Source organism: Paenibacillus sp. FSL P2-0121 (assembly GCF_037975345.1).
In the GTDB taxonomy this organism is placed as follows: domain Bacteria; phylum Bacillota; class Bacilli; order Paenibacillales; family Paenibacillaceae; genus Paenibacillus_AQ; species Paenibacillus_AQ odorifer.
Map to the genome: position 1 here is coordinate 2,913,308 of NZ_CP150245.1, position 21,508 is coordinate 2,934,815.

Annotated in this window: 17 protein-coding genes and 1 pseudogene; 16 read left to right on the plus strand and 2 right to left on the minus strand. The window is 46.3% G+C overall.

The window, feature by feature from the left end; all coding sequences use genetic code 11:
• Positions 1-59 precede the first annotated feature (59 nt).
• The 3 genes and pseudogenes from MKY54_RS12790 to MKY54_RS12800 all read left to right on the plus strand — a co-directional run bounded on the left by MKY54_RS12790 (position 60) and on the right by MKY54_RS12800 (position 2,395).
• Positions 60-959: a selenium metabolism-associated LysR family transcriptional regulator gene (locus MKY54_RS12790; RefSeq protein ID WP_076129135.1), complete on the plus strand. Its 900-nt coding sequence runs from the start codon at positions 60-62 to the stop codon at positions 957-959.
• 23 nt (positions 960-982) lie between these two features.
• Positions 983-1,435: pseudogene (locus tag MKY54_RS12795) on the plus strand (GNAT family N-acetyltransferase); the annotation flags it as partial.
• Positions 1,436-1,507: 72 nt separating this feature from the next.
• Positions 1,508-2,395 carry a PHP domain-containing protein gene (locus MKY54_RS12800; RefSeq protein ID WP_076308163.1) on the plus strand — a complete coding sequence of 296 codons (888 nt, stop codon included), beginning with the start codon at positions 1,508-1,510 and terminating at the stop codon, positions 2,393-2,395.
• An 87-nt stretch (positions 2,396-2,482) separates the two neighbouring features.
• Here the strand turns inward: MKY54_RS12800 and MKY54_RS12805 are convergent, their stop codons facing one another.
• Entirely contained in the window at positions 2,483-4,372 is a 1,890-nt protein-coding gene (locus tag MKY54_RS12805) for an NFACT RNA binding domain-containing protein (protein WP_076183378.1), read from the minus strand.
• Positions 4,373-4,663: 291 nt separating this feature from the next.
• Between MKY54_RS12805 and MKY54_RS12810 the strand changes: the two genes are divergently transcribed.
• The 5 genes from MKY54_RS12810 (at position 4,664) to MKY54_RS12830 (ending at position 12,589) form a co-directional block, all read left to right on the plus strand.
• Positions 4,664-7,480, plus strand: a complete 2,817-nt coding sequence (locus MKY54_RS12810) for a calcium-translocating P-type ATPase, SERCA-type (RefSeq protein WP_076129137.1) — start codon at positions 4,664-4,666, stop codon at positions 7,478-7,480.
• Between the two features lie 137 nt (positions 7,481-7,617).
• Positions 7,618-8,454, plus strand: a complete 837-nt coding sequence (gene dapF, locus MKY54_RS12815; RefSeq protein ID WP_076183380.1) for a diaminopimelate epimerase — start codon at positions 7,618-7,620, stop codon at positions 8,452-8,454.
• 146 nt (positions 8,455-8,600) lie between these two features.
• Positions 8,601-10,262 (plus strand): spore germination protein, encoded by a 1,662-nt coding sequence (locus MKY54_RS12820; protein WP_076183382.1) that lies wholly within the window; start codon positions 8,601-8,603, stop codon positions 10,260-10,262.
• Positions 10,180-11,466 (plus strand): Ger(x)C family spore germination protein, encoded by a 1,287-nt coding sequence (locus tag MKY54_RS12825; RefSeq protein WP_081388258.1) that lies wholly within the window; start codon positions 10,180-10,182, stop codon positions 11,464-11,466. Before MKY54_RS12820 ends, MKY54_RS12825 begins: the two co-directional genes overlap by 83 nt.
• 22 nt (positions 11,467-11,488) lie before the next feature.
• The gene (locus MKY54_RS12830) at positions 11,489-12,589 is read left to right on the plus strand and encodes a GerAB/ArcD/ProY family transporter (protein ID WP_339190662.1); all 1,101 of its coding nucleotides are present in this window, start codon (positions 11,489-11,491) and stop codon (positions 12,587-12,589) included.
• Here the strand turns inward: MKY54_RS12830 and MKY54_RS12835 are convergent.
• Entirely contained in the window at positions 12,562-12,819 is a 258-nt protein-coding gene (locus MKY54_RS12835; protein WP_036686181.1) for a hypothetical protein, read from the minus strand. The genes MKY54_RS12830 and MKY54_RS12835 overlap by 28 nt on opposite strands.
• A gap of 185 nt (positions 12,820-13,004) precedes the next feature.
• Here MKY54_RS12835 and MKY54_RS12840 point away from each other — a divergent pair, with 185 nt between their 5' ends.
• The 8 genes from MKY54_RS12840 to def all read left to right on the plus strand — a co-directional run bounded on the left by MKY54_RS12840 (position 13,005) and on the right by def (position 21,503).
• Positions 13,005-14,873, plus strand: a complete 1,869-nt coding sequence (locus MKY54_RS12840; RefSeq protein WP_076308136.1) for a bifunctional homocysteine S-methyltransferase/methylenetetrahydrofolate reductase — start codon at positions 13,005-13,007, stop codon at positions 14,871-14,873.
• Positions 14,874-14,911: 38 nt separating this feature from the next.
• Positions 14,912-15,805 carry a YicC/YloC family endoribonuclease gene (locus MKY54_RS12845; protein ID WP_076308135.1) on the plus strand — a complete coding sequence of 298 codons (894 nt, stop codon included), beginning with the start codon at positions 14,912-14,914 and terminating at the stop codon, positions 15,803-15,805.
• Between the two features lie 48 nt (positions 15,806-15,853).
• On the plus strand, positions 15,854-16,114 hold the full coding sequence (locus MKY54_RS12850; RefSeq protein ID WP_006209218.1) for a DUF370 domain-containing protein: 261 nt from the start codon (positions 15,854-15,856) through the stop codon (positions 16,112-16,114).
• Between the two features lie 19 nt (positions 16,115-16,133).
• Complete coding sequence (gene gmk / locus MKY54_RS12855; RefSeq protein WP_076129144.1) at positions 16,134-16,703, plus strand: guanylate kinase; 570 nt, start codon at positions 16,134-16,136, stop codon at positions 16,701-16,703.
• A gap of 51 nt (positions 16,704-16,754) precedes the next feature.
• Positions 16,755-16,955, plus strand: a complete 201-nt coding sequence (rpoZ, locus tag MKY54_RS12860; protein ID WP_036686188.1) for a DNA-directed RNA polymerase subunit omega — start codon at positions 16,755-16,757, stop codon at positions 16,953-16,955.
• Between the two features lie 216 nt (positions 16,956-17,171).
• Complete coding sequence (coaBC, locus tag MKY54_RS12865) at positions 17,172-18,407, plus strand: bifunctional phosphopantothenoylcysteine decarboxylase/phosphopantothenate--cysteine ligase CoaBC (protein ID WP_076308134.1); 1,236 nt, start codon at positions 17,172-17,174, stop codon at positions 18,405-18,407.
• Positions 18,407-20,938: a primosomal protein N' gene (gene priA, locus MKY54_RS12870; RefSeq protein ID WP_076308133.1), complete on the plus strand. Its 2,532-nt coding sequence runs from the start codon at positions 18,407-18,409 to the stop codon at positions 20,936-20,938. The genes coaBC and priA overlap by 1 nt, the downstream gene beginning before the upstream one ends.
• Positions 20,939-21,023: 85 nt before the next feature.
• Positions 21,024-21,503 carry a peptide deformylase gene (def, locus tag MKY54_RS12875; RefSeq protein WP_036686193.1) on the plus strand — a complete coding sequence of 160 codons (480 nt, stop codon included), beginning with the start codon at positions 21,024-21,026 and terminating at the stop codon, positions 21,501-21,503.
• Positions 21,504-21,508: the final 5 nt, after the last annotated feature.

The following is a 21,508-nucleotide window of genomic DNA, read 5'->3' on the forward strand; positions in this document are numbered from 1 at the left end:
CGAGAAACGATTGTCGTCTTTAAAGGACGTTCTTTTTGTAATATAAGGAGTTGCGAAGCATGAACTTTCATCAGCTGCATATTTTTTATACGGTCTCCGAGCGGGGAAGCTTCTCGGCGGCGGCGCAGACTTTACATATGACTCAACCAGCTGTGACCATGCAGGTACAGGCACTGGAGGATTATTTTGGCACCAAATTGTTTAACCGTTCCACCAAAAAAATCGTACTCTCCGAAGCAGGGCACACCCTGATGCCATACGCGCTGCGCAGTATTCAGCTGATGCGTGAGACGGATCAAGCGATGTCAGCATTCACACATATGCTGGAGGGGCGGCTGCAGCTTGGGGCGAGTCTTACGATAGGAGAATACGTGCTGCCACGGCTGTTAGGCCCTTTCGGAAAGCAATATCCTAACATTTCAATTATGATGAAAGTGATGAATACCTCGCAAATTATGGAGGAAATCCTCAAGCATCAACTGAATTTCGGCTTAATTGAAGCCCCGGTCACACATCCAGACATGGAGATCGAGCCCGTGATGGGGGATGAGCTAAAGTTGATCGTGCCACATGATCATCCACTTGCGGAGCAGCAAGAGGTTACCTTGGAGCAAGTGCTTCAGCATCCTTTTGTATTGCGTGAGCAGGGCTCAGGAACGCGGCGTGTGATGGAAGAGCAGCTGTTCTCCAAGGGACTTGATCCGGGAACAATGAAGATCGTGATGGAGCTTGGAAGTACGGGAGCTGTGAAATCAGCGGTGGAAGCAGGTCTTGGCATAACGATCATATCGACCTCTTCGGTCAAGCATGAAGTTGCGCTGGGACTGTTGAAAATTGTGAATATCTCCGATGCCTCTTTTAAAAGACAATTCTACGCCATTCATCTAAAATCAACACTGCTGCCAATTTCTGCAGTAACCTTCCTGACTTATTTGCGTGAGCATTCGAATCAAATCTGATAGTTAAAGCGGGGGATATTACAATGTCAATTGTTCTACGTGGAGAAAAGCTAGTATTGCGCGATATTACAGAGGCTGATTTTCAGAAGCTTTATTATCACTATCATGAAGCTGAAGACCGTGAACACTTGAAATGGGATGGTCCCTATAAATCTCTGGCACATCAAAGATTCGAAAAGTTTACCGAGGACTACATAGGTCATTTGGCGTTAGTTGAGACGGAAACCCCGCGTAACCTGTTGATCATAGAAATAGACGGCAAGGTAAAGGGCAAAGTAGGGCGCTACTGGATATCGCAAGAAACCAACTGGATGGAGATTGGTATAGTAATCTTTGATTCTAGTTATTGGTCAGGTGGTTACGGTACGGAAGCGTTTAAGATGTGGATAGATTATTTATTTAATTCTCTTGATACAGTCCGTCTTGGAATAGGCACCTGGTCAGGGAATAAAAGAATGACCGGGTTGGCAGCGAAATGTGGCATGGTGGAGGAAGCTCGCGTCCGTAAAGCACGAATCGTGCGAGGAGAATACTATGATGCCATAAAAATGGGGATTCTGCGGGAAGAGTGGGAGAATTCAGGTAACCTATCTGCTAAGGATGTATGCGACCTCCATACCCATACTCAAGCCTCTGACGGCATGCAGCCGCCAGCGGAGAATGTACGGCTTGCTAAGGAGAAGGGGCTAAGCGCTGTTGCCATTACGGATCATGATACAGTAGCTGGCATGAAGGAAGCCTGTGAAGCAGGAGAAAAGTACGGAATAACCGTTGTGCCTGGTGTAGAGATCAGTACGCGTGCTGGTGGCAAAGACATTCATGTGCTGGGCTATTATGTTGATCCTGAGAATGAACAATTTCTCTCACGTTTGGAAGGGCTAAGAGATACCCGGGCACTTAGGAATGAAGCGATAATTACCAAGCTGCAAGACCTTGGGATTGCGATTACCTTGGAACAGGTTATAGCGGGGATTGGGCGGGAATTGAAGCCTGATGAAAGCATCGGCCGGCCACATATTGCCGACGAGCTGGTTCGGCTTGGGGCAGCTACCGATATGAGAGATGCCTTCAACAAGTATTTGGCCGAGGGTGCAGCAGCCTATGTGTCACCTCCCAGAATCACACCGGAGGAAGCTTGCGAGTGGATCATTGAGGCAGGAGGGTCTCCAGTATTAGCCCACCCGGGCTTGTACGGGGATGACCTTCTGGTGCGAGATATTCTGGAGCAAGGCGCTTTTAAAGGGATTGAGGTCTATCACTCTGATCATGGACCTGCGGAAGAAGAACGTTATCAAGTTATGGCTGAGGATTATAATCTGTTAATAACCGGAGGTTCTGACTTTCATGGTGCCCGTCAAGGCGTGATTTTTCACGGGGATATCGGCAGTGTTTCGGTTTCTACAGAGGTACTGAAGTTTTTAAACAAAGAGGCATGAAATTAGTCGATTTGCGGAGCAAATTATAAAAACCTCCAGCCTTAGATGTTCAACATCTGCAGCTGGAGGTTTCTTTATATCTAGTATTTAGCTTCTCAAAGTATTTGGAAGACTCTTAATTCTTTCCTCATTAGGTGTGACGAACAATGTCTTTTGATGATCATAGATTACAAATCCCGGCTTGGAGCCGCTTGGCTTACGTACATAGCGGATCAATGTACAGTCCACAGGCACACTGCTGGACTGTTTGGCTTGGCTGAAATAAGCGGCAAGCTGAGCGGCTTCTTCTAGCGTTGCATCTCCAAATTGCTCACTTCGGATGACCACGTGTGATCCGGGAATGTCCTTGGTATGCAGCCAAGTATCATTCGGAGAAGCCAGCCGATTGGTGACGTATTCGTTCTGCAAATTGTTTTTGCCGACATAAATATCGATTCCTTCTGAAGAGGTGAAGACCTGTAATGTGGGTCTGGTGGCCTTTTTCTTCTTTTTACCCTTTTTGCTCCGGTCACGCAGATAACCTTGGCTTACAAGCTCGTCGCGGATCTCCTCAATGTCGTTGAGGGAAGCGTGGGCAAGTTGCTGCAGCAGACTCTCCATATACAAAATTTCCTCATGCGTTTTCAAAAGCTGTTCATTAATGACAAGCAGGCTGTTTTTATATTTGTTGTATTTTTTGAAATAACGTTGTGCATTGTCCGAAGGATTTAATAACGGATCGAGCGGAATCACCATCTCTGCCTGATTTTCGTCATAATAATTGACCAAGGAGGCTTCTTTATCCCCTTTGGATACCGCGTGTAATGAAGCAAAAAGCAACTCACCCCAAATGCGGTAACGATCAGCATCCTGAGCCTCGTCGAGATCCTTCTGCAAATTCGCGAGTTTCTTAACGTTTTTGCTCCGTTCATTGCTGAGGAAACGGATCAAATCACTCACCCGTTGCTTTACAGTATCGCGCTCGGCTTTATCCCCGTAATAATCCTCCATACATTCACTTATGGAATTGTAATGTTTCGCACTCTCACCCAGAAGTGTTAAGGGGATCGCAGAAAAAATCATCTTACCTTTTGCGTTTGCACCTGCAACAGGAGAAAATTCGTTATCACGTACGGGGCTCATTACGGAATGAAAGGCAATCCATAACTGTGCCGGAAATGCTGCTTCGGATTCTGTAACTTCGCCTTTATCCAAGGTGTTTCTCAGACGAAGAGCAATTTCACCAGCAATCAGCGGGCTCATTCCGCTGAAAGCATGTACCATCCAGCCCACCGGGTCAGCTGAGGGAGATGGACCGCCAGAGCCGTCAGGTTTTTGCTCTACTGCTTCTTTTGTGATCAGATTAGCAAGCTCTCCCTCAATGATTTCTTCTGGCTCAGCTTCCTCCTCAACATCCTCTATCAGCGCAGCTTCTTCAGCAGCCGAGATTAAATTGAGAAATTGCTCCTGGCCGATTTCCAAAGGGTTCAGCTTATGCTGCTGAGGCGGCTCTGTGTAGGCGATGCCGGGCATCACAATCCGATAGCTGCTAATCGATGGAGTTACATGATGAATGCCGTCTATGATCGTTCCAGAGCTGAGATCAGTAAGAATGATGTTACTGTGCCGACCCATGAGCTCAATGATGATCTTTTTGGCAAATACGTCGCCAAGCTCATCTCTAGTCTTGACGTTTATGTGAATAATTCGTTCCATGCCTACCTGCGTAATGCTTTCAATGGTCCCTCCCTCACAATGCTTCCGCATAAGCATGCAGAACATGGGGGCTTCCGAAGGATTAATGCTGTTTCTTTCGGTAAAATGCACCCGAGGATACGTTGGATTAGCAGAGAGCAGCAGCTTGCCGCCGCCACCTGCGCCGCGCAGGTTAAAAATTAAATCGTGATTGTTCGGTTGATATATTTTTCCTATACGTGCACCTATGAATGATTGCAATTCGTGCACGATAGCTCGGGTAACAATGCCGTCTAATGCCATGATAAAGCTCTCCTGTCGCCGTGAAATGAATTTCTTAAATATAAGAAAGTAAAAGTTTCACACAATACTTTATGTCTTATATTTCTCGCTCAAACGCCTACCTGTCCTTATAAGGACGCCAAAGATGTTTATGCTTACCTCTCTATGATGCCATACTTTAGGACATTCGCGCAAAAGGGGAATTGGATAGGGGTGATATTATTGGACGACCTTGAATACATTTGTCATGAACAGGTGGAAAAGCTGTGCGCCGCCGGAAGTAAAGAAACGACCGGGAGGGAAAGAAAAGTCATGGAACAAAACAGTTGGCACCGTCTCGGTGCAGAAGAGCTGCAGAAAATGTTCAATGTCCAGCCAAGGACGGGCCTCAGTGATGAGGAAGCCGCGGAGAGACGAAAGGAGAACGGGTACAACGAGCTGTCGGAAGGAAAGACAGTATCTCCGTTTACCCTGCTGTTGAACCAGTTCAAGGATTTCATGGTGCTTGTGCTCATGGGTGCAACGCTTGTATCCGGGTTGCTAGGCGAATACTTGGATGCCATCACGATCATCGCGATTATCCTACTGAATGGAGCGCTTGGATTTGTTCAGGAGTTTCGCGCCGAACGTTCGCTAAGAGCTTTAAAGCAGCTCTCCGCACCTTCTGCCAAAGTGCTACGTGGAGGGAATAGCGAGATTATCCCAGCCAAGCTGTTGGTGCCAGGCGATATTGTCTTGCTGGAGAGTGGTGATCGGATTCCTGCTGATGTACGTTGGTTGGAATGCAGTGCTCTATATGTGGAAGAATCCGCACTTACTGGGGAATCATTGCCTGTCTCGAAGCATTCGGAAGCGATCCGTGCAGAAGAGATTCCGCTTGGTGATCAGAAGAATTTAGGCTTCATGGGCACAATGGTAACCAGAGGAACAGGGCGAGCTGTTGTAATCCGTACCGGTATGAATACGGAAATGGGTAAGATAGCAGATCTAATCCAAAATACGGATTCTCAGGAAACACCTTTGCAGCATCGGCTTGAGCAGCTAGGGAAGATTCTGATCTACGTATCTCTGGGATTGACAATTGTAGTTGTGGCAGCAGGTATTCTGCATGGACAGCCTGCCACCTCCATGTTCTTGGCGGGTGTGAGCTTGGCAGTTGCCGCGATTCCGGAAGGGCTCCCCGCTATTGTAACTATTGCGCTTGCGCTAGGTGTGCAGCGGATGATCAAACGCAAAGCTATCGTTCGTAAATTGCCGTCAGTGGAAACGCTGGGCTGTGCCTCGGTAATCTGTTCAGACAAGACAGGAACTTTAACGCAGAATAAAATGACGGTGACCCGATTATGGACAGGTGGACGTGGTCTTGAGGTATCAGGCGAAGGGTATGCTCCAAATGGACAGGTTCTGGAGAAAGGTAAAGCAGTGGATCTAAAACATGATCAAAGCTTACGGCGGATGTTGCAGGTCGGCGCATTATGCAGCAACGCAGAAATCATCGAGACCTTCCAGTCTGAAGTGCGAGGCAAACGCAAAGGGAAGGATAAGGATGCTATTCTTGAAAAGTCTGCAGACAACACTTCCGTTTGGGAACTGAAGGGCGACCCGACTGAAGGAGCGCTCGTGGCACTTTCAGGAAAGATGGGACTTACCGCTCAGACGCTTGCCGTAACCTACACTCGTGAACAGGAATTTCCGTTTGATTCTGAGCGGAAGCTGATGTCTGTGATCGTAGGCCATCCTGGAGGACGGATGGTATGTACGAAAGGTGCGCCAGATGTATTGCTGAATCGCTGCTCATACATGCTTTGGGAAGGCGGTGTTGTGCCTTGTACGCCGACTTTGCGGCAGAAGGTGCTTGATGCCAATGAGCAGATGGCTTCTGGAGCCCTTCGTGTGCTAGGTATGGCTTACCGGGATATGCGTCCAAATGAACATGTGAATAGTGAAAAGGATGCGGAGAATCAATTAGTCTTTATTGGTTTGGCTGGAATGATTGATCCGCCACGTCGTGAAGTCCGCGATGCCATCAGCGTCACACGCCGGGCCGGGATCAAGACGGTTATGATTACCGGTGACCATGGAACAACTGCCGAGGCTATTGCTCACCAGCTGGGAATTCTGCAACGTGGTGGAACGGTGCTGACAGGCGCTCAGTTAACCCGGATGGATGATGATGAACTGGATAAGGTATCGGACAATGTGTATGTATTCGCCCGCGTATCTCCAGAGCATAAGCTTCGGATCGTTAAATCGCTACAACGTCATGGTCACGTAGTGGCTATGACCGGAGATGGAGTGAATGACGCTCCAGCCATTAAGGCTGCGGACATCGGAATAGCCATGGGTATCACAGGCACAGATGTGACCAAGGAAGCATCATCACTTGTTCTCGGAGATGATAACTTCTCTACGATCGTTGCTGCCATCGAAGAAGGCAGAAACATCTATGAGAATATTCGTAAATTCATTCGTTATTTGTTGGCATCCAATGTAGGAGAAATTCTGACAATGTTCTTTGCCATGATGCTCGCTCTGCCATTGCCACTCGTTCCCATTCAAATCCTTTGGGTCAATCTGGTGACAGACGGACTGCCAGCGATGGCCCTTGGCGTGGATCAGCCCGAGAAGGATTTGATGGAGCATAAACCGCGTGGTGCGAAAGAGAATATTTTTGCCCGCCGCTTAGGCTGGAAAATTATAAGCCGTGGACTCTTAATTGGCTTATGTACGCTAGGAGCATTTTGGCTAACTTTACGTATAGCACCAGAGAATCCTGCACAATTGATTCGCGCACAGTCGGTGGCTTTTGCGACACTCGTTATGGCACAGTTGATCCACGTCTTCGATTGCCGCAGCTCGCGCTCAGTGTTCCACCGCAATCCGTTCCAGAATAAGTATCTAGTGCTTGCCGTATTGTCATCAGTCTTACTGATGCTGGCCGTAATGTACGTGCCTGTGCTCCAGCCTGTCTTCAAAACAGTGCCGCTCAATTTCCGCGAATGGTGTCTGGTGTTTGTAACAGCGGGGATCCCAACCTTCTTGATGGGTGCCGGCAGTGTTTGGGGCGGCAAACGTAATCGTGGGCGCAGCGGCAGTACGATGATAAAAAGTACAAAAATTTCAGCATAAAGTCAATACTAATGCTCCATTCCTAAAGGTATACTTGTTGCAGTTAACCGCTCATATGCTTGCGAAATGCTAAATTACACAGAACCTTAAGCTTAAGCGAATGCTAACATAACATAACCTTTAGGAGTGGACTTTTAATGGAATTTACAAAAATGCACGGCCTCGGTAATGACTTCATCGTTGTTTTCGGTGAGCAAGAGCTGCCAAGTAATGCAGCGGAGCTTGCTGTAACCCTATGCAACCGGTTCTTTGGAATCGGTGCTGACGGACTGGTATATATCCTTCCTTCTGAGCGTGGCGATTTCATGATGCGTATTATGAATTCTGATGGTTCGGAGGCGGAGCAGTGCGGAAATGCTATTCGCTGTGTCTCTAAATATGTATATGACCACGGACTGGTAAGCTCAGAGCAGATTGTAATAGAAACGATTGGTGCCGGAGAACAAAAGGTTACATTAAACGTGAAAGACGGTGTTGTGGAGACTGTAACTGTAGATATGGGCGAACCTGTATTGTCCGGTCTGCAAATTCCAGTATCTATTGATGCAGAGCCAGTGCTCTCTCAGCCGATTGAAGCGGACGGAACCGAATTTACGTTCACAGCGGTATCCATGGGAAATCCTCATTGCGTGATTTACGTAGAAGATGCAGTGAATTTTGATCTTACCACATGGGGACCTAAGCTTGAGGTACATCCTTTGTTCCCGAGAAAAGTAAACGTTGAATTCGCAACGGTACTGGATCGGGGGAGAGTGGATATGCGTGTCTGGGAACGTGGGGCAGGACCTACGCTTGCCTGTGGCACTGGAGCCTGTGCAACCCTTGTCTCCTCTGTGCTGAATGATCTTACAGACCGGGCAGCTTGGATTAGTCTAAAGGGCGGCGATCTCTATATTGAATGGAATGAAGAGGATAATCATGTTTATATGACTGGACCTGCTGAGGTCGTATTCACGGGCAGTGTAGCAATATAAAAAATAATAAAAAAGGCAGTCCAAGAGCGCATTCTTGGACTGCCTTTTTTGTGTTTTTAACCTGATGTGACTTTAAGCAGCCGAATAATGGAAGGAGTAACCGAGAATAATACTACAATGTTTATGAGAGAAAGGAGGGGAGCTTGTTGAACATCAACGGGTTAACTAAAAGAAATAAATCCGGTAAGGGACAGCAAGCAGACCCGGCGGGTTCAGGTTCGGGAGCCAGATTAACCATTCATCTGGAGCAGACACTAAACAATATCATTACCGAGCTGGGAGATAGTCCGGATCTTAGAATCCGCCAGGTAAAGCTTGGTGAGCAATCCTTTGTTGAGGCTGCTGCGGTACATCTTAATGGTCTAGCTAAGACAGAAACCGTGAATCAATTTGTAATGGGTTCATTGCTCTCCATAACAGATGAGATGCTTAAGGAAAGTAATACTGCAGCAAATAATCTGAATGACCTCATTTTAAACCGTGCCCTGGAAATAGGTGAAGCGCAGCTGCAGGAGGATTGGAACGAGGTGCTGCTCGGAATTCTTTCTGGGAAGACACTGATTCTCATTGAAGGTTATGACAGTGGCATCATGTGTGAGACTGAAGGAGGGGAAGCTCGTTCTGTCACTGAACCCTCCACTCAGCTAGTTGTGCGTGGTCCAAAGGATAGCTTTGTTGAATCTTTGGCTACGAATGTCTCATTAATACGCAGAAGAATAAGATCACCCAAACTAAGACTCGAGCATGTGAAGATCGGGGCGGTAACTCAGACCGATGTGGTTTTTATGTACATCAAGGATACTGCGGACGAGAAGCTGGTTGAAGAAGTTAGAAAACGGCTGCAGCAGATTAATGTAGATGCCATCATGGAATCCGGTTATATCGAAGAGCTGATTCAGGATAAGACCTTTACCCCTTTTCCAACGATCAATAACAGCGAGCGGCCAGACGTGGCTGCAACGAATCTGTTAGAAGGGAGGGTAGTGATTGTCGTTGATGGCACCCCCTTTGTATTGATTTTGCCTGCGGTTTTCACTCTTTTTTTTCAGTCAGCTTCGGATTATGCGCAAAGGTTCGATATTGCTATTCTGATGCGAATTATTCGGTATATCAGTTTTATTGTGCTTATTCTAGGGCCTTCCGTGTATATAGCTTTGACGACGTTTCATTATGAGATGATCCCTACGACTTTGCTGATCAACCTGTTATCGCAACGGGAAAATGTGCCTTTCCCCGCTTTTGTCGAAGCTATTCTAATGGAAGGTGCGTTTGAAATCATCCGGGAAGCGGGAGTAAGAATGCCGCGTGCAGTTGGGCAGACCGTATCTGTAGTAGGTGCTCTGATTCTTGGTCAGGCTGTGGTAGAGGCTGGAATTATTACGCCCGTTATGGTGATTGTGGTCGCGTTGACCGGGATTGCGAGCTTTGCCATTCCAGCGTATAACATGGCGATTGCGGGCAGAATTATCCGCTTTGGTTTTTTGATATTGGCTGGTATGTTTGGTTTTTACGGGATTACACTGGGTTTAATCGTACTGGTTGCACATATGAACAGTCTGCGGACTTTTGGCGTTCCTTATTTGTCTCCAATCGTGCCTTTGTCATCCAGAGGTCAGAAGGATGCCGTCTTAAGGCTGCCTTTGTGGGCGCTTGGCACAGCAGAACCAGCTCCTGCTACTGCGCAGCAAGGGAACATTTCAGAAGGGAAGGAGATCACAGCCGGACATGAACAGAACCTATCTCCAAAAATTCTTGATAAGACTAAAGGGACACAGCCGCATAAGAAAGGAAAGCAAGATTCTGAGTAAATGCAATTTTTTCTTAGCAGGACTTTTACCTTGCGTATTGATCTGTCTTAGTCTCACAGGCTGCTGGGATAGTGTGGAATTAAACAGAAGAGCCATCGTTTCCGGTGTGTCCATAGATAGAGGACCTACAGAAGAAGAGAAATACGTAGTATCCTTTCAGGTTATCGTTGCTGACGAAATCTCTGGGAAGAACGCTAGAGGGACTTCACCTGTTTCGGTATATAAAGGTAGCGGCCGCTCTATGTTTGAAGCATTAGCCAATGCCTCGCGTCAGACTGCACGTTTTTTGTCTTTAGGACATATTCGGGTGGTCATCATTTCCGAGAAGTTCGCGCAAGAAGGCATCAAGGATATCATGGATGTGCTGGAAAGGGAAAGTGAAACCCGGCTGACAAGCCTGATTTTTATTTCCAAGGGACAGCCTGCTAGTGAATGTATGACGACTATGACCGTGTTCGGAAGAATTCCATCCAACGATTTGGTGGAAAAGCTGCAGACGACCTCCAAGCAATTCGGATATAACTATCGGATGGAAGTGGATGATATTATCCGGGGGATACAGGTTCCTGGTGGAGGGCCAGTGATCAATGGCGTGCTAGTGACTGGAGATTTGGAGCAGAGGGAAAGTAATGATAATTTAAAAAAAATAAGACCGGAGGCCATAATAAAAGTTACGGGTCTTGCAGCTTTTAAAGAAGACAAGCTTAAAGGGTGGCTGCAAGGGGAGGAGGCGATCGGTACCGTTCTGCTTAAGAATAAAATCTCTCAGATGCCGGTACTGGTCTCGATAGGTGAGAATGATTATATATCGTTTAATGTGTATTTATCACAGGTACATATCCACGCTGATGCGAAAGACATAGAGCATCCTATCTTCACGATTAACGTCACTCAGCAGGCTGGATTAAAGGAATCGCCCAATGGCTTGGATCTAACAGATCCAACCGTGTTAAATGATCTTTCGAAGCTTTTGGAAAAGAATATTCAAGAACAGATCCGCGCTGCCATAGCAACTGCCCGTTCGTTAAAAAGTGATTATCTAGGTTTTGGTGAAGCAGCAGAAAGAGCTAATCCACGTGGCTGGAAACAAGTAAAAGATCATTGGGACCGTATATTTGAAACCTGCCAGGTTAATATCAATACGGATGCTGTGATCAGGCATACGGATATGCGGAGTGATTCCTTTCAGTCCAAGAATAAGTAATGACAATAAAGGAGGGGCAGCTATGGGAAAAATAAAAATAGGACTACTCCAATTTTTCACGTTGACTTTGTTGTTTGAACTAGGAACAGCGCTGGTAGTGAATCTTGGGATGGAGTCTGGTAAAGATGCGTGGATATCCATACTGCTCGGAAATTTGATCGGTTTGATTATTTTTTCGGGGTACACTTATTTGTACAGAAAGTTTCCGGATCTGCCCATAACAACCTATACACGCAAGCTGCTGGGAAGATCCATCGGTACGGTGATTTCTGTTCTCTACATTATCCTTTTTCTCAATTTAGCGGGTCGTGATTTACGGGATGGAAGTTCCATGCTGGTTATGGCTACCATGCATCGCACACCTTTATTTGTTATATCTACGTTGATGATCTTATCTTCTGCGTATGTTTTGCATAAAGGAGTAGAGGTATTATCCCGAACTTCATTGGTATTCGCAACTCTCGTAATGCTGATAGGTATATTTTGCTCGATCATGCTGATGTTATCGGGCTCCATTAATTTGAATCGATTGCTTCCTGTTTTTGAGAATGGGTTCCAGCCTGTGATCGAATCTGTCATTCGCCAGAACTATATGTTCCCTTTTGGTGAAATGATTTGTTTTACCATGCTAATGCCATATCTGAACAATGCTAAAAAAGGTCCTTGGGTCATCGGAGCAGGGATATTTGTTTCAGGTTTGCTCTTAAGTCTGACTATGATGCTGAATATCTCCGTGCTGGGCACAGATATTGTGAAACGTTCACCCCTACCTCTGATGCCCACGATTAGCAAGATTTCAATCTCCGATTTTATTCAACGGGTGGATATTCTAGTTGTTATGGTGCTGATTATCGGCGTTTTTTTCAAAATGTCAGTGTTTTTTGCGGCCGCACTTATAGGGATTTCCGAATTGTTCAAAATTCCTTACCGGAGAATGGTCTATCCCTGTGCTCTGATCATTCTGTTCAGCTCGATGTTGAACGCGCGGAGCTTTACTGAACACATTAATGAGGGAGGGAGATTGTTATATACGATTTTTCCCTTCTTTATGGTGTTGATCCCTGTAATTCTTGTCATCGTTGCGGCGATAAGAAGTCATCTTTCCCCGCCACGTTCTGGTTGATGTCCTGTTTTCCAGTAATAGATATCGGGGATGAACAAGCAGAGCAGCAAAATACAAGCAGTAGCTTTCTCTGAGGCGGTATAGAAGAGATAATTAAGGATATAGCCGACGTTACCCAGCCCATAGCCATACAGCCAATCTAGCAAATAAATATACAGTAAGCAGAGAGTGGCTAGCAGTAAAGTTACAGCGTATTTTCGGATCAGAAACTTTCTTGTTTTTTTCTTCAAAGTATTCTCTCCTTTATGGAAATAACAGCATTAACGTTAGTATGAAGCTTTTTATATATGAACATGCATGGTGGATATTTTGGTCTCAATGCATTTCTTTTGGAAAGCTTATCATCCATACCGATTTATGTTACATTAGTATGAAACTAAAGTTAGAAACTAATGTGGCAGGGGAGGATCTTGTTGTGAAGCCGGATTTACGTTCCGCATGGGGAAATAAAGTATTAGTCGGAGACGGAGCGATGGGGACCTACTTATATCAGAAGGGTTTCCCGGTCGGCATTTCCTATGAAGAATTAAATTTGACCTCTCCGGGGGTAATCGAAGATGTTCACCGCAGCTATATTGAGGCAGGGGCAGTGCTGCTGGAGAGCAACACCTTCTCGGCGAACTATGACAGGCTCTCTAAATATGGTTTAGAATCTAAGGTTGAGGAAATTAATCGAGCCGGGGTTAGAATCGCTCGCCGGGCTGCTGGAGATCATGGGTATGTATTAGGAGCTGTAGGATCTATTCGCGCGGGCAAACGTGCGAATCTCTCTTCCACAGAGCTGAAAAAATATTTTACACAGCAGATTGCTGCATTGTTAGAAGAGGACGTAGATGGCATTATGCTGGAAACCTTCTACGATGTTGAGGAACTGCATTTAGCTCTAAGAACGCTCCGCAAGATCAGCTCGCTTCCTGTAGTTTGCCAATTAGCTGTCGATGAAACAGCACGCACATTAGATGGATTAACTTTGCCGGAAGCTTTTCGTATCCTGGAAAGCGATGGCGCTGATGTTATCGGATTTAACTGTAACACAGGCCCGAACGGAATGAAGCGGGCGCTCAAAGCTGTACAAGGGAGCCTGGTTTTGCCAGCTTCTGTGTATCCAAATGCGGGTGTAGCGGATTATGTAGACGGAGAATACCGGTACGGGGCTTCTCCAGAATATTTTGGGCAAATGGCGCAGACTTTTGCGGAGATGGGCTGCCGGATAATCGGTGGTTGCTGTGGTACAACTCCGCAGCATATCGCAGAAATCTCGTCTGCACTGAAGAATTATGTACCGCAACCGCTTCCTAAACCGTTGCCACCTACTGTGGAGCGTGTATCGCTGCAAGATAATTTTGGCGATGATGATAGAGAGGGTAGAGAGCCGAACCTGGTTGATCTGGTAAAGGAACGACATACGGTTATTGTTGAGCTTGATCCACCTCGTGAATTGGATATCGCAAAGTTTATGCAGGGCGCAGAAGCGCTAAGAAGAGCAGGCGCGGATGCGTTGACACTCGCCGACAACTCTCTGGCGGTTACACGGATGAGCAATATGGCGTTGGGGCATTTGGTGCACGCTAAAACCGGACTTCGTCCGCTAGTGCATATTGCTTGCCGGGATCGTAATTTGATTGGTACTCAATCCCATTTGATGGGTTTTGATGCGCTTGGAATTGATCATGTGCTGGCCGTAACAGGTGATCCTGCGAAATTTGGAGATCTTCCCGGCTCAAGCTCGGTTTATGATTTAACTTCTTTTGAGATAATTAGAATGATCAAGCAGCTGAATGACGGGATTTCCTTCTCAGGTAAACCTTTGAAACAGAAAGCGAATTTTGTAATCGGAGCTGCGTTTAACCCGAATGTTAAACATTTGGATAAGGCAGTGCAACGTCTGGAGAAGAAAATCGCCTCTGGTGCCGACTATATTATGACCCAGCCTGTCTATGATCAGGAACTTATCGTGAAGATAGCTGAGGCAACAGCACATCTGGAAATCCCTGTATTCATTGGGGTTATGCCACTGGCAAGCGGACGAAATGCAGAGTTTCTACATAATGAGGTTCCCGGTATTCAGCTTACGGACGATGTCCGCATCCGCATGAAGGGACTTGAAGGGGAAGCTGGAAGAGCAGAAGGTGTCGCTATCGCTAAGGAACTGTTAGATGTTGCTACTGCCCATTTTAATGGGATCTATCTGATGACTCCGTTCATGTTCTACGATATGAGTGCACAGCTAATGGAGTATGTGTGGGAGAAATCAGGACGCAAATTGTCCCCCTTGTTTCGCTAGTAATAATCAATTACAATAGTGTAATGGATGTGATTCCGTTGTCATTTAGCATGACCGGATACGGTCAATCGTCCCTGCAATTCGGCGGCTACAAGATTATGTTCGAAGTGAAATCGGTGAATCACCGGTACTGCGAAGTTGTACTGCGGATGCCCCGGGATTGGACGGGTTATGAGGATGTGTTGAGAAGAAAGGTTCAACAGCACATCAAACGGGGAAGAATAGATGTTACCATCAATAGAGAGCACGATGAGTCGACTGTTAGACCGGTTCTGAATCACTCTGCTGTAATGACCTATCTAAAGGCAGCAGAGCAGCTTAAGAATGAATATGGTTTGAGTGGTGAGTTGACTTTACGTGATATACTTTCTATACCCGGTATTATGGACAGCAAAGACGAGGCTGCGGGTGCCGTGTCTGCGACATTAGAAGACTACTCCGAAGTATTGGAGGCGGGACTTGAGCAGTGTTTGCAGTCTCTGCTGGAGATGCGCGCCCGTGAAGGCAGTTATCTAGCCGCAGATATTGAACAGCGCCTGAACCATCTTGAGAACATGCATGCTGAAATGGTTGAACTTGCACCTGTCGTAATCACTGAATATCGAGAGAAACTTCGACATCGGTTAAATGAACTAAATGATGGGACGTTCGCTTTTGATGAGCATAAATTCGGGATGGAGATCGCTATTTTTGCAGATCGCTGTAATATTGATGAAGAGTTGACCCGGTTGTATAGTCATTTCGAGCAATGCAGAGCCCTCCTGAAGGGGAAAGGACCGGTAGGACGCAAACTGGATTTTCTCATTCAGGAGATGAACCGTGAGACGAATACAATCGGATCGAAATGCAATCATCTAACTCTCGTGGGTCTTGTGCTAGATATGAAAGCAGAACTGGAGAAGATTCGAGAACAAGCTGCGAACATAGAGTAATCGGGAATAGGTAATAGCATAGAACTTTATGGGGGGAACTACCGGAACATGGCAATCAAACTTATTAACATTGGCTTTGGAAATATTGTGTCTGCCAACCGCATTATTTCTATCGTCAGTCCGGAATCTGCACCAATCAAACGTATTATCCAGGAGGCACGTGATCGGCATATGTTGATCGACGCCACCTATGGCCGACGGACTCGTGCCGTAATCATTACAGATAGTGATCATGTCATCCTATCGGCTGTACAGCCGGAGACTGTGGCGCATCGCTTATCCAGTAAAGATGACGACAACGACGAATAACAACTAAATGGAGTGTATTATGTCAAAAGGATTGCTCATCATATTATCCGGACCTTCCGGCGTAGGTAAAGGTACTGTTTGTACAGCACTACGTCCGAAGATGCCCGAACTTGTCTACTCAGTTTCTGCTACTACTCGCAGTCCGCGTGCGGGTGAGGAAGATGGCGTCAACTATTTTTTCAAAAGCAAAGATGAATTTATGGCAATGATCGAAGCCGATCAATTGCTTGAATACGCGGAGTACGTAGGTAATTATTACGGTACTCCACGTGATTTTGTGGAGAGAACTCTCAATAGCGGCAAAGACATTATTCTCGAAATTGAGGTTCAAGGCGCTCTCAAAGTTAAAGAGAAATTTCCTGAAGGGATTTTTGTGTTCCTTCTTCCTCCATCCATGGACGAGTTGAAGGACCGCATTCGCGGACGGGGTACTGAGCATCCAGATGTGATCGATCACCGCATGACTGTAGCGGAGGATGAGATCAACTTAATGCAGCATTATGATTATGCTGTAGTGAATGATGAGATTGATCTGGCTTGTAAGAGAATAGAAAGCATTATTATCGCCGAACATTGTAAAGTCAGATAATTTAAGCTGAAGGTCAAATGTATTAACAGTAAACTATGAAGAGGTGTCCCAGTGCTATATCCATCCATTGATGAAATGATGACTAAGGTTGACAGTAAGTATTCGCTCGTTGTCGCTGCTGCACGTCGTGCTAGACAATTGCGTGAGGGTGGCAAGACAGATGTGAAGAATCCTAGATCGCATAAATTTGTTGGTGTTGCTCTTGAGGAAATTTACGAAGATCGCATTACTCTAACCCGCGGTGAAGAGTAGTCTCAAGCATAAGTAATAATGACCTATTGTAGAAACGGATGCCGCCTATTTGTTTTGAGGCGCTGCCGTTTCTTCTTGGGTTATGGAGCATTTACGGGTCTTAAATTTATGATGAAAGCCCAGAACCGGGCTCTTTATGACAACCGGAAGGTTGTTATTTTTTTCTCGTCGTAAAGATAGCCATTCGTTGTAAGAGTAGGGAACAGGGGGGAGATCATGTTGAAGAGCTTGAAGGGGAAGACTATTTTACTTGGGATCACAGGAGGAATTGCTGCTTATAAAGCGGCGTCCTTGACCAGTAAGCTTGTCCAAAAAGGTGCCGAGGTCCATGTCATTATGACAGCTTCGGCGAAGCAGTTCATTACAGAATTAACTCTACAGTCACTATCGAAGCAACGAGTATACAGCGATACATTCCAGGAGAGAGATCCATCCTCCATTTCACATATTGATCTGGCAGATGCTGCGGATCTTGTGCTGGTAGCACCCGCGACCGCAAATATGATTGCCAAAATGGCGCACGGGATCGCCGATGATATGTTATCTACAACGCTGCTAGCTACTACGGCTCCTATTATGGTTGCACCAGCTATGAATGTTCATATGTATCAGCATCCAGCTGTACTTAATAATTTGAATATTCTCGCTACTCGGGGCATTCAATTTATTGAGCCTGGTGAAGGACTGCTGGCATGTGGATACGTTGGCAAAGGTCGGCTAGAAGAGCCAGAGGCTATTGTGAGTGTGGTTGAGAATTTTTTTGCACATCAAGCAAGCGTCGCATCCAAACCTCTTGTGGGTAAAAAAATCGTCATCACAGCGGGTGGAACGGTAGAACGCATTGATCCAGTACGTTATATCTCCAATGATTCATCAGGTAAAATGGGCTTCGCATTAGCACGTGCTGCGCGCGCAATGGGAGCTGAGGTAACGTTGATTGCTGCGCGTACAGATGAGGCCCCTCCACAGGATCCAGAGATTTCAGTCATTCGTATTCAATCTGCACAGGAAATGTATGAAGCAGTTACCGCACAGTGGGACAGCTGCGATATTATGATCAAGGCGGCGGCTGTATCGGATTACCGTCCGAAGCATAGTGAGCCTTCTAAGATTAAAAAAAGCGGAGAGACGATGACGCTTGAGCTTGTGAAGACAACGGATATTCTGGAAACACTCGGTAAGAACAAAAACAAGCAGTTTTTGGTTGGCTTTGCTGCGGAAACGGGCAATACGGAATTTTATGCTAAGGACAAGCTGGTCCGCAAAAACTGCGATCTCATCGTTGCTAACAATGTAGCGGCTGCAGGAGCCGGATTTGGAGCGGATACAAATATCGTTTCGATATATGATGTGAATGGATTGGTGCTTGAATTGCCACAATTGTCGAAGGATGAGGTTGCTCGTCGTTTGCTGACGCTCGTGGCAGAGCGAATTACTGGAGCTTCATTATAATGGATATCGCCAAGGTCATTGTGGATGTGCCTGTACGCAGCACTGACCGGCCATTTGATTATAGTATTCCAGAATCCCTGAAATTATGGATTGAAGTGGGCAGTCGGGTAGCCGTTCCGTTTGGGCACCGGACAGTCCAAGGTTTTGTAGTTTCTTTAGAATCAGGCGAGACTCTAGTGAATCCTAACCTGAAGCCAATCCAAGAAGTGTTGGATCTGCTCCCGCCTTTATCTCCTGAATTAGTTGAGCTTGCGGACTGGATGAGTAAAAGATATGCATGTAGACGAATTTCAGCACTGCAGGCGATGTTGCCCACCGCTCTAAAAGGGAAGGCAGAACGGCTGATTTCACTTGGAGATGTGCAGGAAGAGACAGCATTTCCAGAGGATGAATTGTTCCCAATGTTTGCGGACACAGGGGATGAGGAACGGCTAATCACAGAATTTATTGGACGTAGTGGCGAAGTTTCCATGAAGCAGCTTACTCGTGCATTTCCTGAGGCTGCTGAGACGGTGAAGTTCATGCTGCGACGTGGAGTACTTATAGAGAGTCAATCCATTAAGGATAAGATGGGCAAGAAAAAGCTCAAGGCAGTCGATCTGGCGATAGGTGTCACTGCTGCCCGTGAGGCTTTGAACAAATTTCCGAAAAAATCCGCACGCCAGAAGGAAGTTCTGAGCTTTTTAGTTGATATGGAAGCTACACTCCCCATGGCCCTTAAAGAAGTTTTGTCTGCTCTCCAAGTAACGGCAAGTACTGTAAAGGCCTTGGAGGAAAAAGGTTTTATCGAGATCAGTGAAATTGAAGTCTATCGCGATCCTTATCAAGGACGAGATTTTAAACCTACCGAACCTTTACCGCTTACAGCGGAACAAGAGGTCGTATATACAAGGATTTCTCGAACCGTAGAAGAGCAGCTTCACGAAGTATTTCTGCTTCATGGCGTTACGGGTAGTGGTAAGACAGAGATCTATTTGCAGTGTATTAAACGTTGTTTAGATCAGGGTAGACAGGCTGTTGTTCTTGTTCCAGAGATTGCTTTAACGCCACAAATGGTGGAGCGGTTTAAGGGGCGGTTCGGCAGCGGGGTCGCGGTTATGCATAGCCGGCTGTCTGTTGGCGAGCGATACGATGAGTGGCGTAAAATCCGTGAAGGAAAGGCCACAGTCGCTGTAGGCGCAAGATCGGCCGTGTTTGCTCCTTTCTCCAACTTAGGGCTGATTATTATGGATGAAGAACATGAGACCTCTTATAAACAGGAGGAGAATCCGAAATATCATGCCCGTGACGCTGCTATTCGTAGAGCAGAGCAGTGTGGGGCAGCTGTGATTCTTGGATCTGCCACGCCTTCGCTGGAAAGCTATCATGCTGCAAGATCGCAGAGTGATATTCATTTTTCACCGGTACTGCTGGAAATGCCTACCCGTGCGCTTGGAAATGAACTTCCAAAGGTGAACGTAGTAGACATGCGGGAAGAGCTTAAAGAAGGCAACCGTTCGATGTTCAGCCGAAAGCTTCATTCAGCACTGGAAGAGAGGCTGGAACGCGGAGAACAGACGGTGCTGCTGCTTAACCGTAGAGGTTTCTCAACCTTTGTCATGTGTCGTAGCTGTGGTTACGTAGCCGGTTGTCCAGAATGTGATATCTCACTAACATATCATAGCCGTAGTGACAATTTGCGTTGTCATTATTGTGGCCATGCTGAACCAGCACCTAAGCTTTGTCCGGAGTGTGGGAGTGAGCATATCCGGTTTTTCGGAACGGGTACACAGCGGGTGGAAGAAGAGCTTGGTAAGCTGTTCCCAGGCATACGAGTGATTCGTATGGATGTGGACACAACAACAGAAAAAGGCTCACATGAGAAGCTGCTGAACCAATTCCGGGACAAAAAAGCGGATGTTCTCCTGGGGACTCAGATGGTAGCAAAGGGACTGGATTTTCCAGATGTCACTCTTGTTGGTGTAATCACAGCAGATTCAGCGTTGAACCTGCCCGATTTTCGCGCAGCAGAGAAGACATTCCAATTGCTTACACAAGTTGCAGGCAGAGCAGGGCGGCATCAGCTTCCAGGCGAAGTGGTCGTTCAGTCCTATACGCCAGAGCATTATTCCATTATTCATGCCAGCGGACATGACTATCTCTCTTTTGTACGTGAAGAGCTGAAGCATCGTAGAGGCCTCCATTATCCGCCGTATTGCAGACTCATCCTGGTCACATTGTCTCATGAACAGCTGCCGCTTCTACTGCGGATGGCAGAGAATTATGCTCTGAATCTTCAAGGAAAGGCCAGACAGCTAAGATGGTATGGAAGTCTCGATAAGCTAACCAGTGATGTGTTAGATCTGTTGGGTCCTGTGGCTTCACCTATCCCTCGATTAAAGGGTAGATATAGATTCCAGTGTATGATAAAATGGCGCGGCGCCATCGATGTAATTGGACTTGTCCGCCAAGTGGCTGAAGAGTTAGAGGATTCTGTACGGGATACTGGTCTTCAGATCAGCATTGATGTGGATCCGCAGATGTTGATGTAAATCCGTATCATGTTACAATGTAAAAAAAGAGCTTTATAAATTGACTTTAAATATAGAAATGTTCAGAACGGGAAGGTGTTTTGTAATGGCTATACGTTTGATCGTTAAGGAACCGGATGAAGTATTGCACAAAAAAGCTAAAGAAGTAGCTGTAGTTACTCCTAATGTTAAAAAATTGCTGGATGATATGGCACATACGATGTATGACGCTGAAGGAGTAGGGCTGGCGGCACCCCAAGTCGGAATTTTGAAACGTCTAATTGTGGTGGATGCGGATGAAGAGCATGGATTGATCAAAATGATTAACCCTGAAATCATCAGCATGGAAGGTGAACAGCTAGGGCCAGAAGGATGTCTTAGTATTCCTGGCTTGAATGGTGATGTACGCCGTGCGGAGACTGTAACTGTACGTGGCCTTAACCGTGAGGGAAAAGAGATTACGATAACCGGCAGTGGTTTACTTGCCCGGGCTTTTCAGCATGAGATTGACCATTTGAATGGAGTTCTGTTTACAGATATCGCTGAAAAAGTGTACGAGATGACTGCTAACGAGACTGAGGAGTGAGGAAT

What these genes read in the sequence shown, in the direction of transcription:
- MKY54_RS12810 (WP_076129137.1), top strand. Translation starts at nt 4,664, where the DNA reads ATGGAACAAAACAGTTGGCACCGTCTCGGTGCAGAAGAGCTGCAGAAA.
- MKY54_RS12790 (WP_076129135.1), top strand. Translation starts at nt 60, where the DNA reads ATGAACTTTCATCAGCTGCATATTTTTTATACGGTCTCCGAGCGGGGA.
- MKY54_RS12850 (WP_006209218.1), top strand. Translation starts at nt 15,854, where the DNA reads ATGGCAATCAAACTTATTAACATTGGCTTTGGAAATATTGTGTCTGCC.
- priA (WP_076308133.1), top strand. Translation starts at nt 18,407, where the DNA reads ATGGATATCGCCAAGGTCATTGTGGATGTGCCTGTACGCAGCACTGAC.
- gmk (WP_076129144.1), top strand. Translation starts at nt 16,134, where the DNA reads ATGTCAAAAGGATTGCTCATCATATTATCCGGACCTTCCGGCGTAGGT.
- MKY54_RS12800 (WP_076308163.1), top strand. Translation starts at nt 1,508, where the DNA reads ATGGGGATTCTGCGGGAAGAGTGGGAGAATTCAGGTAACCTATCTGCT.
- dapF (WP_076183380.1), top strand. Translation starts at nt 7,618, where the DNA reads ATGGAATTTACAAAAATGCACGGCCTCGGTAATGACTTCATCGTTGTT.
- MKY54_RS12825 (WP_081388258.1), top strand. Translation starts at nt 10,180, where the DNA reads ATGAACAGAACCTATCTCCAAAAATTCTTGATAAGACTAAAGGGACAC.
- MKY54_RS12805 (WP_076183378.1), bottom strand. Translation starts at nt 4,372, where the DNA reads ATGGCATTAGACGGCATTGTTACCCGAGCTATCGTGCACGAATTGCAA.
- def (WP_036686193.1), top strand. Translation starts at nt 21,024, where the DNA reads ATGGCTATACGTTTGATCGTTAAGGAACCGGATGAAGTATTGCACAAA.
- coaBC (WP_076308134.1), top strand. Translation starts at nt 17,172, where the DNA reads ATGTTGAAGAGCTTGAAGGGGAAGACTATTTTACTTGGGATCACAGGA.
- MKY54_RS12830 (WP_339190662.1), top strand. Translation starts at nt 11,489, where the DNA reads ATGGGAAAAATAAAAATAGGACTACTCCAATTTTTCACGTTGACTTTG.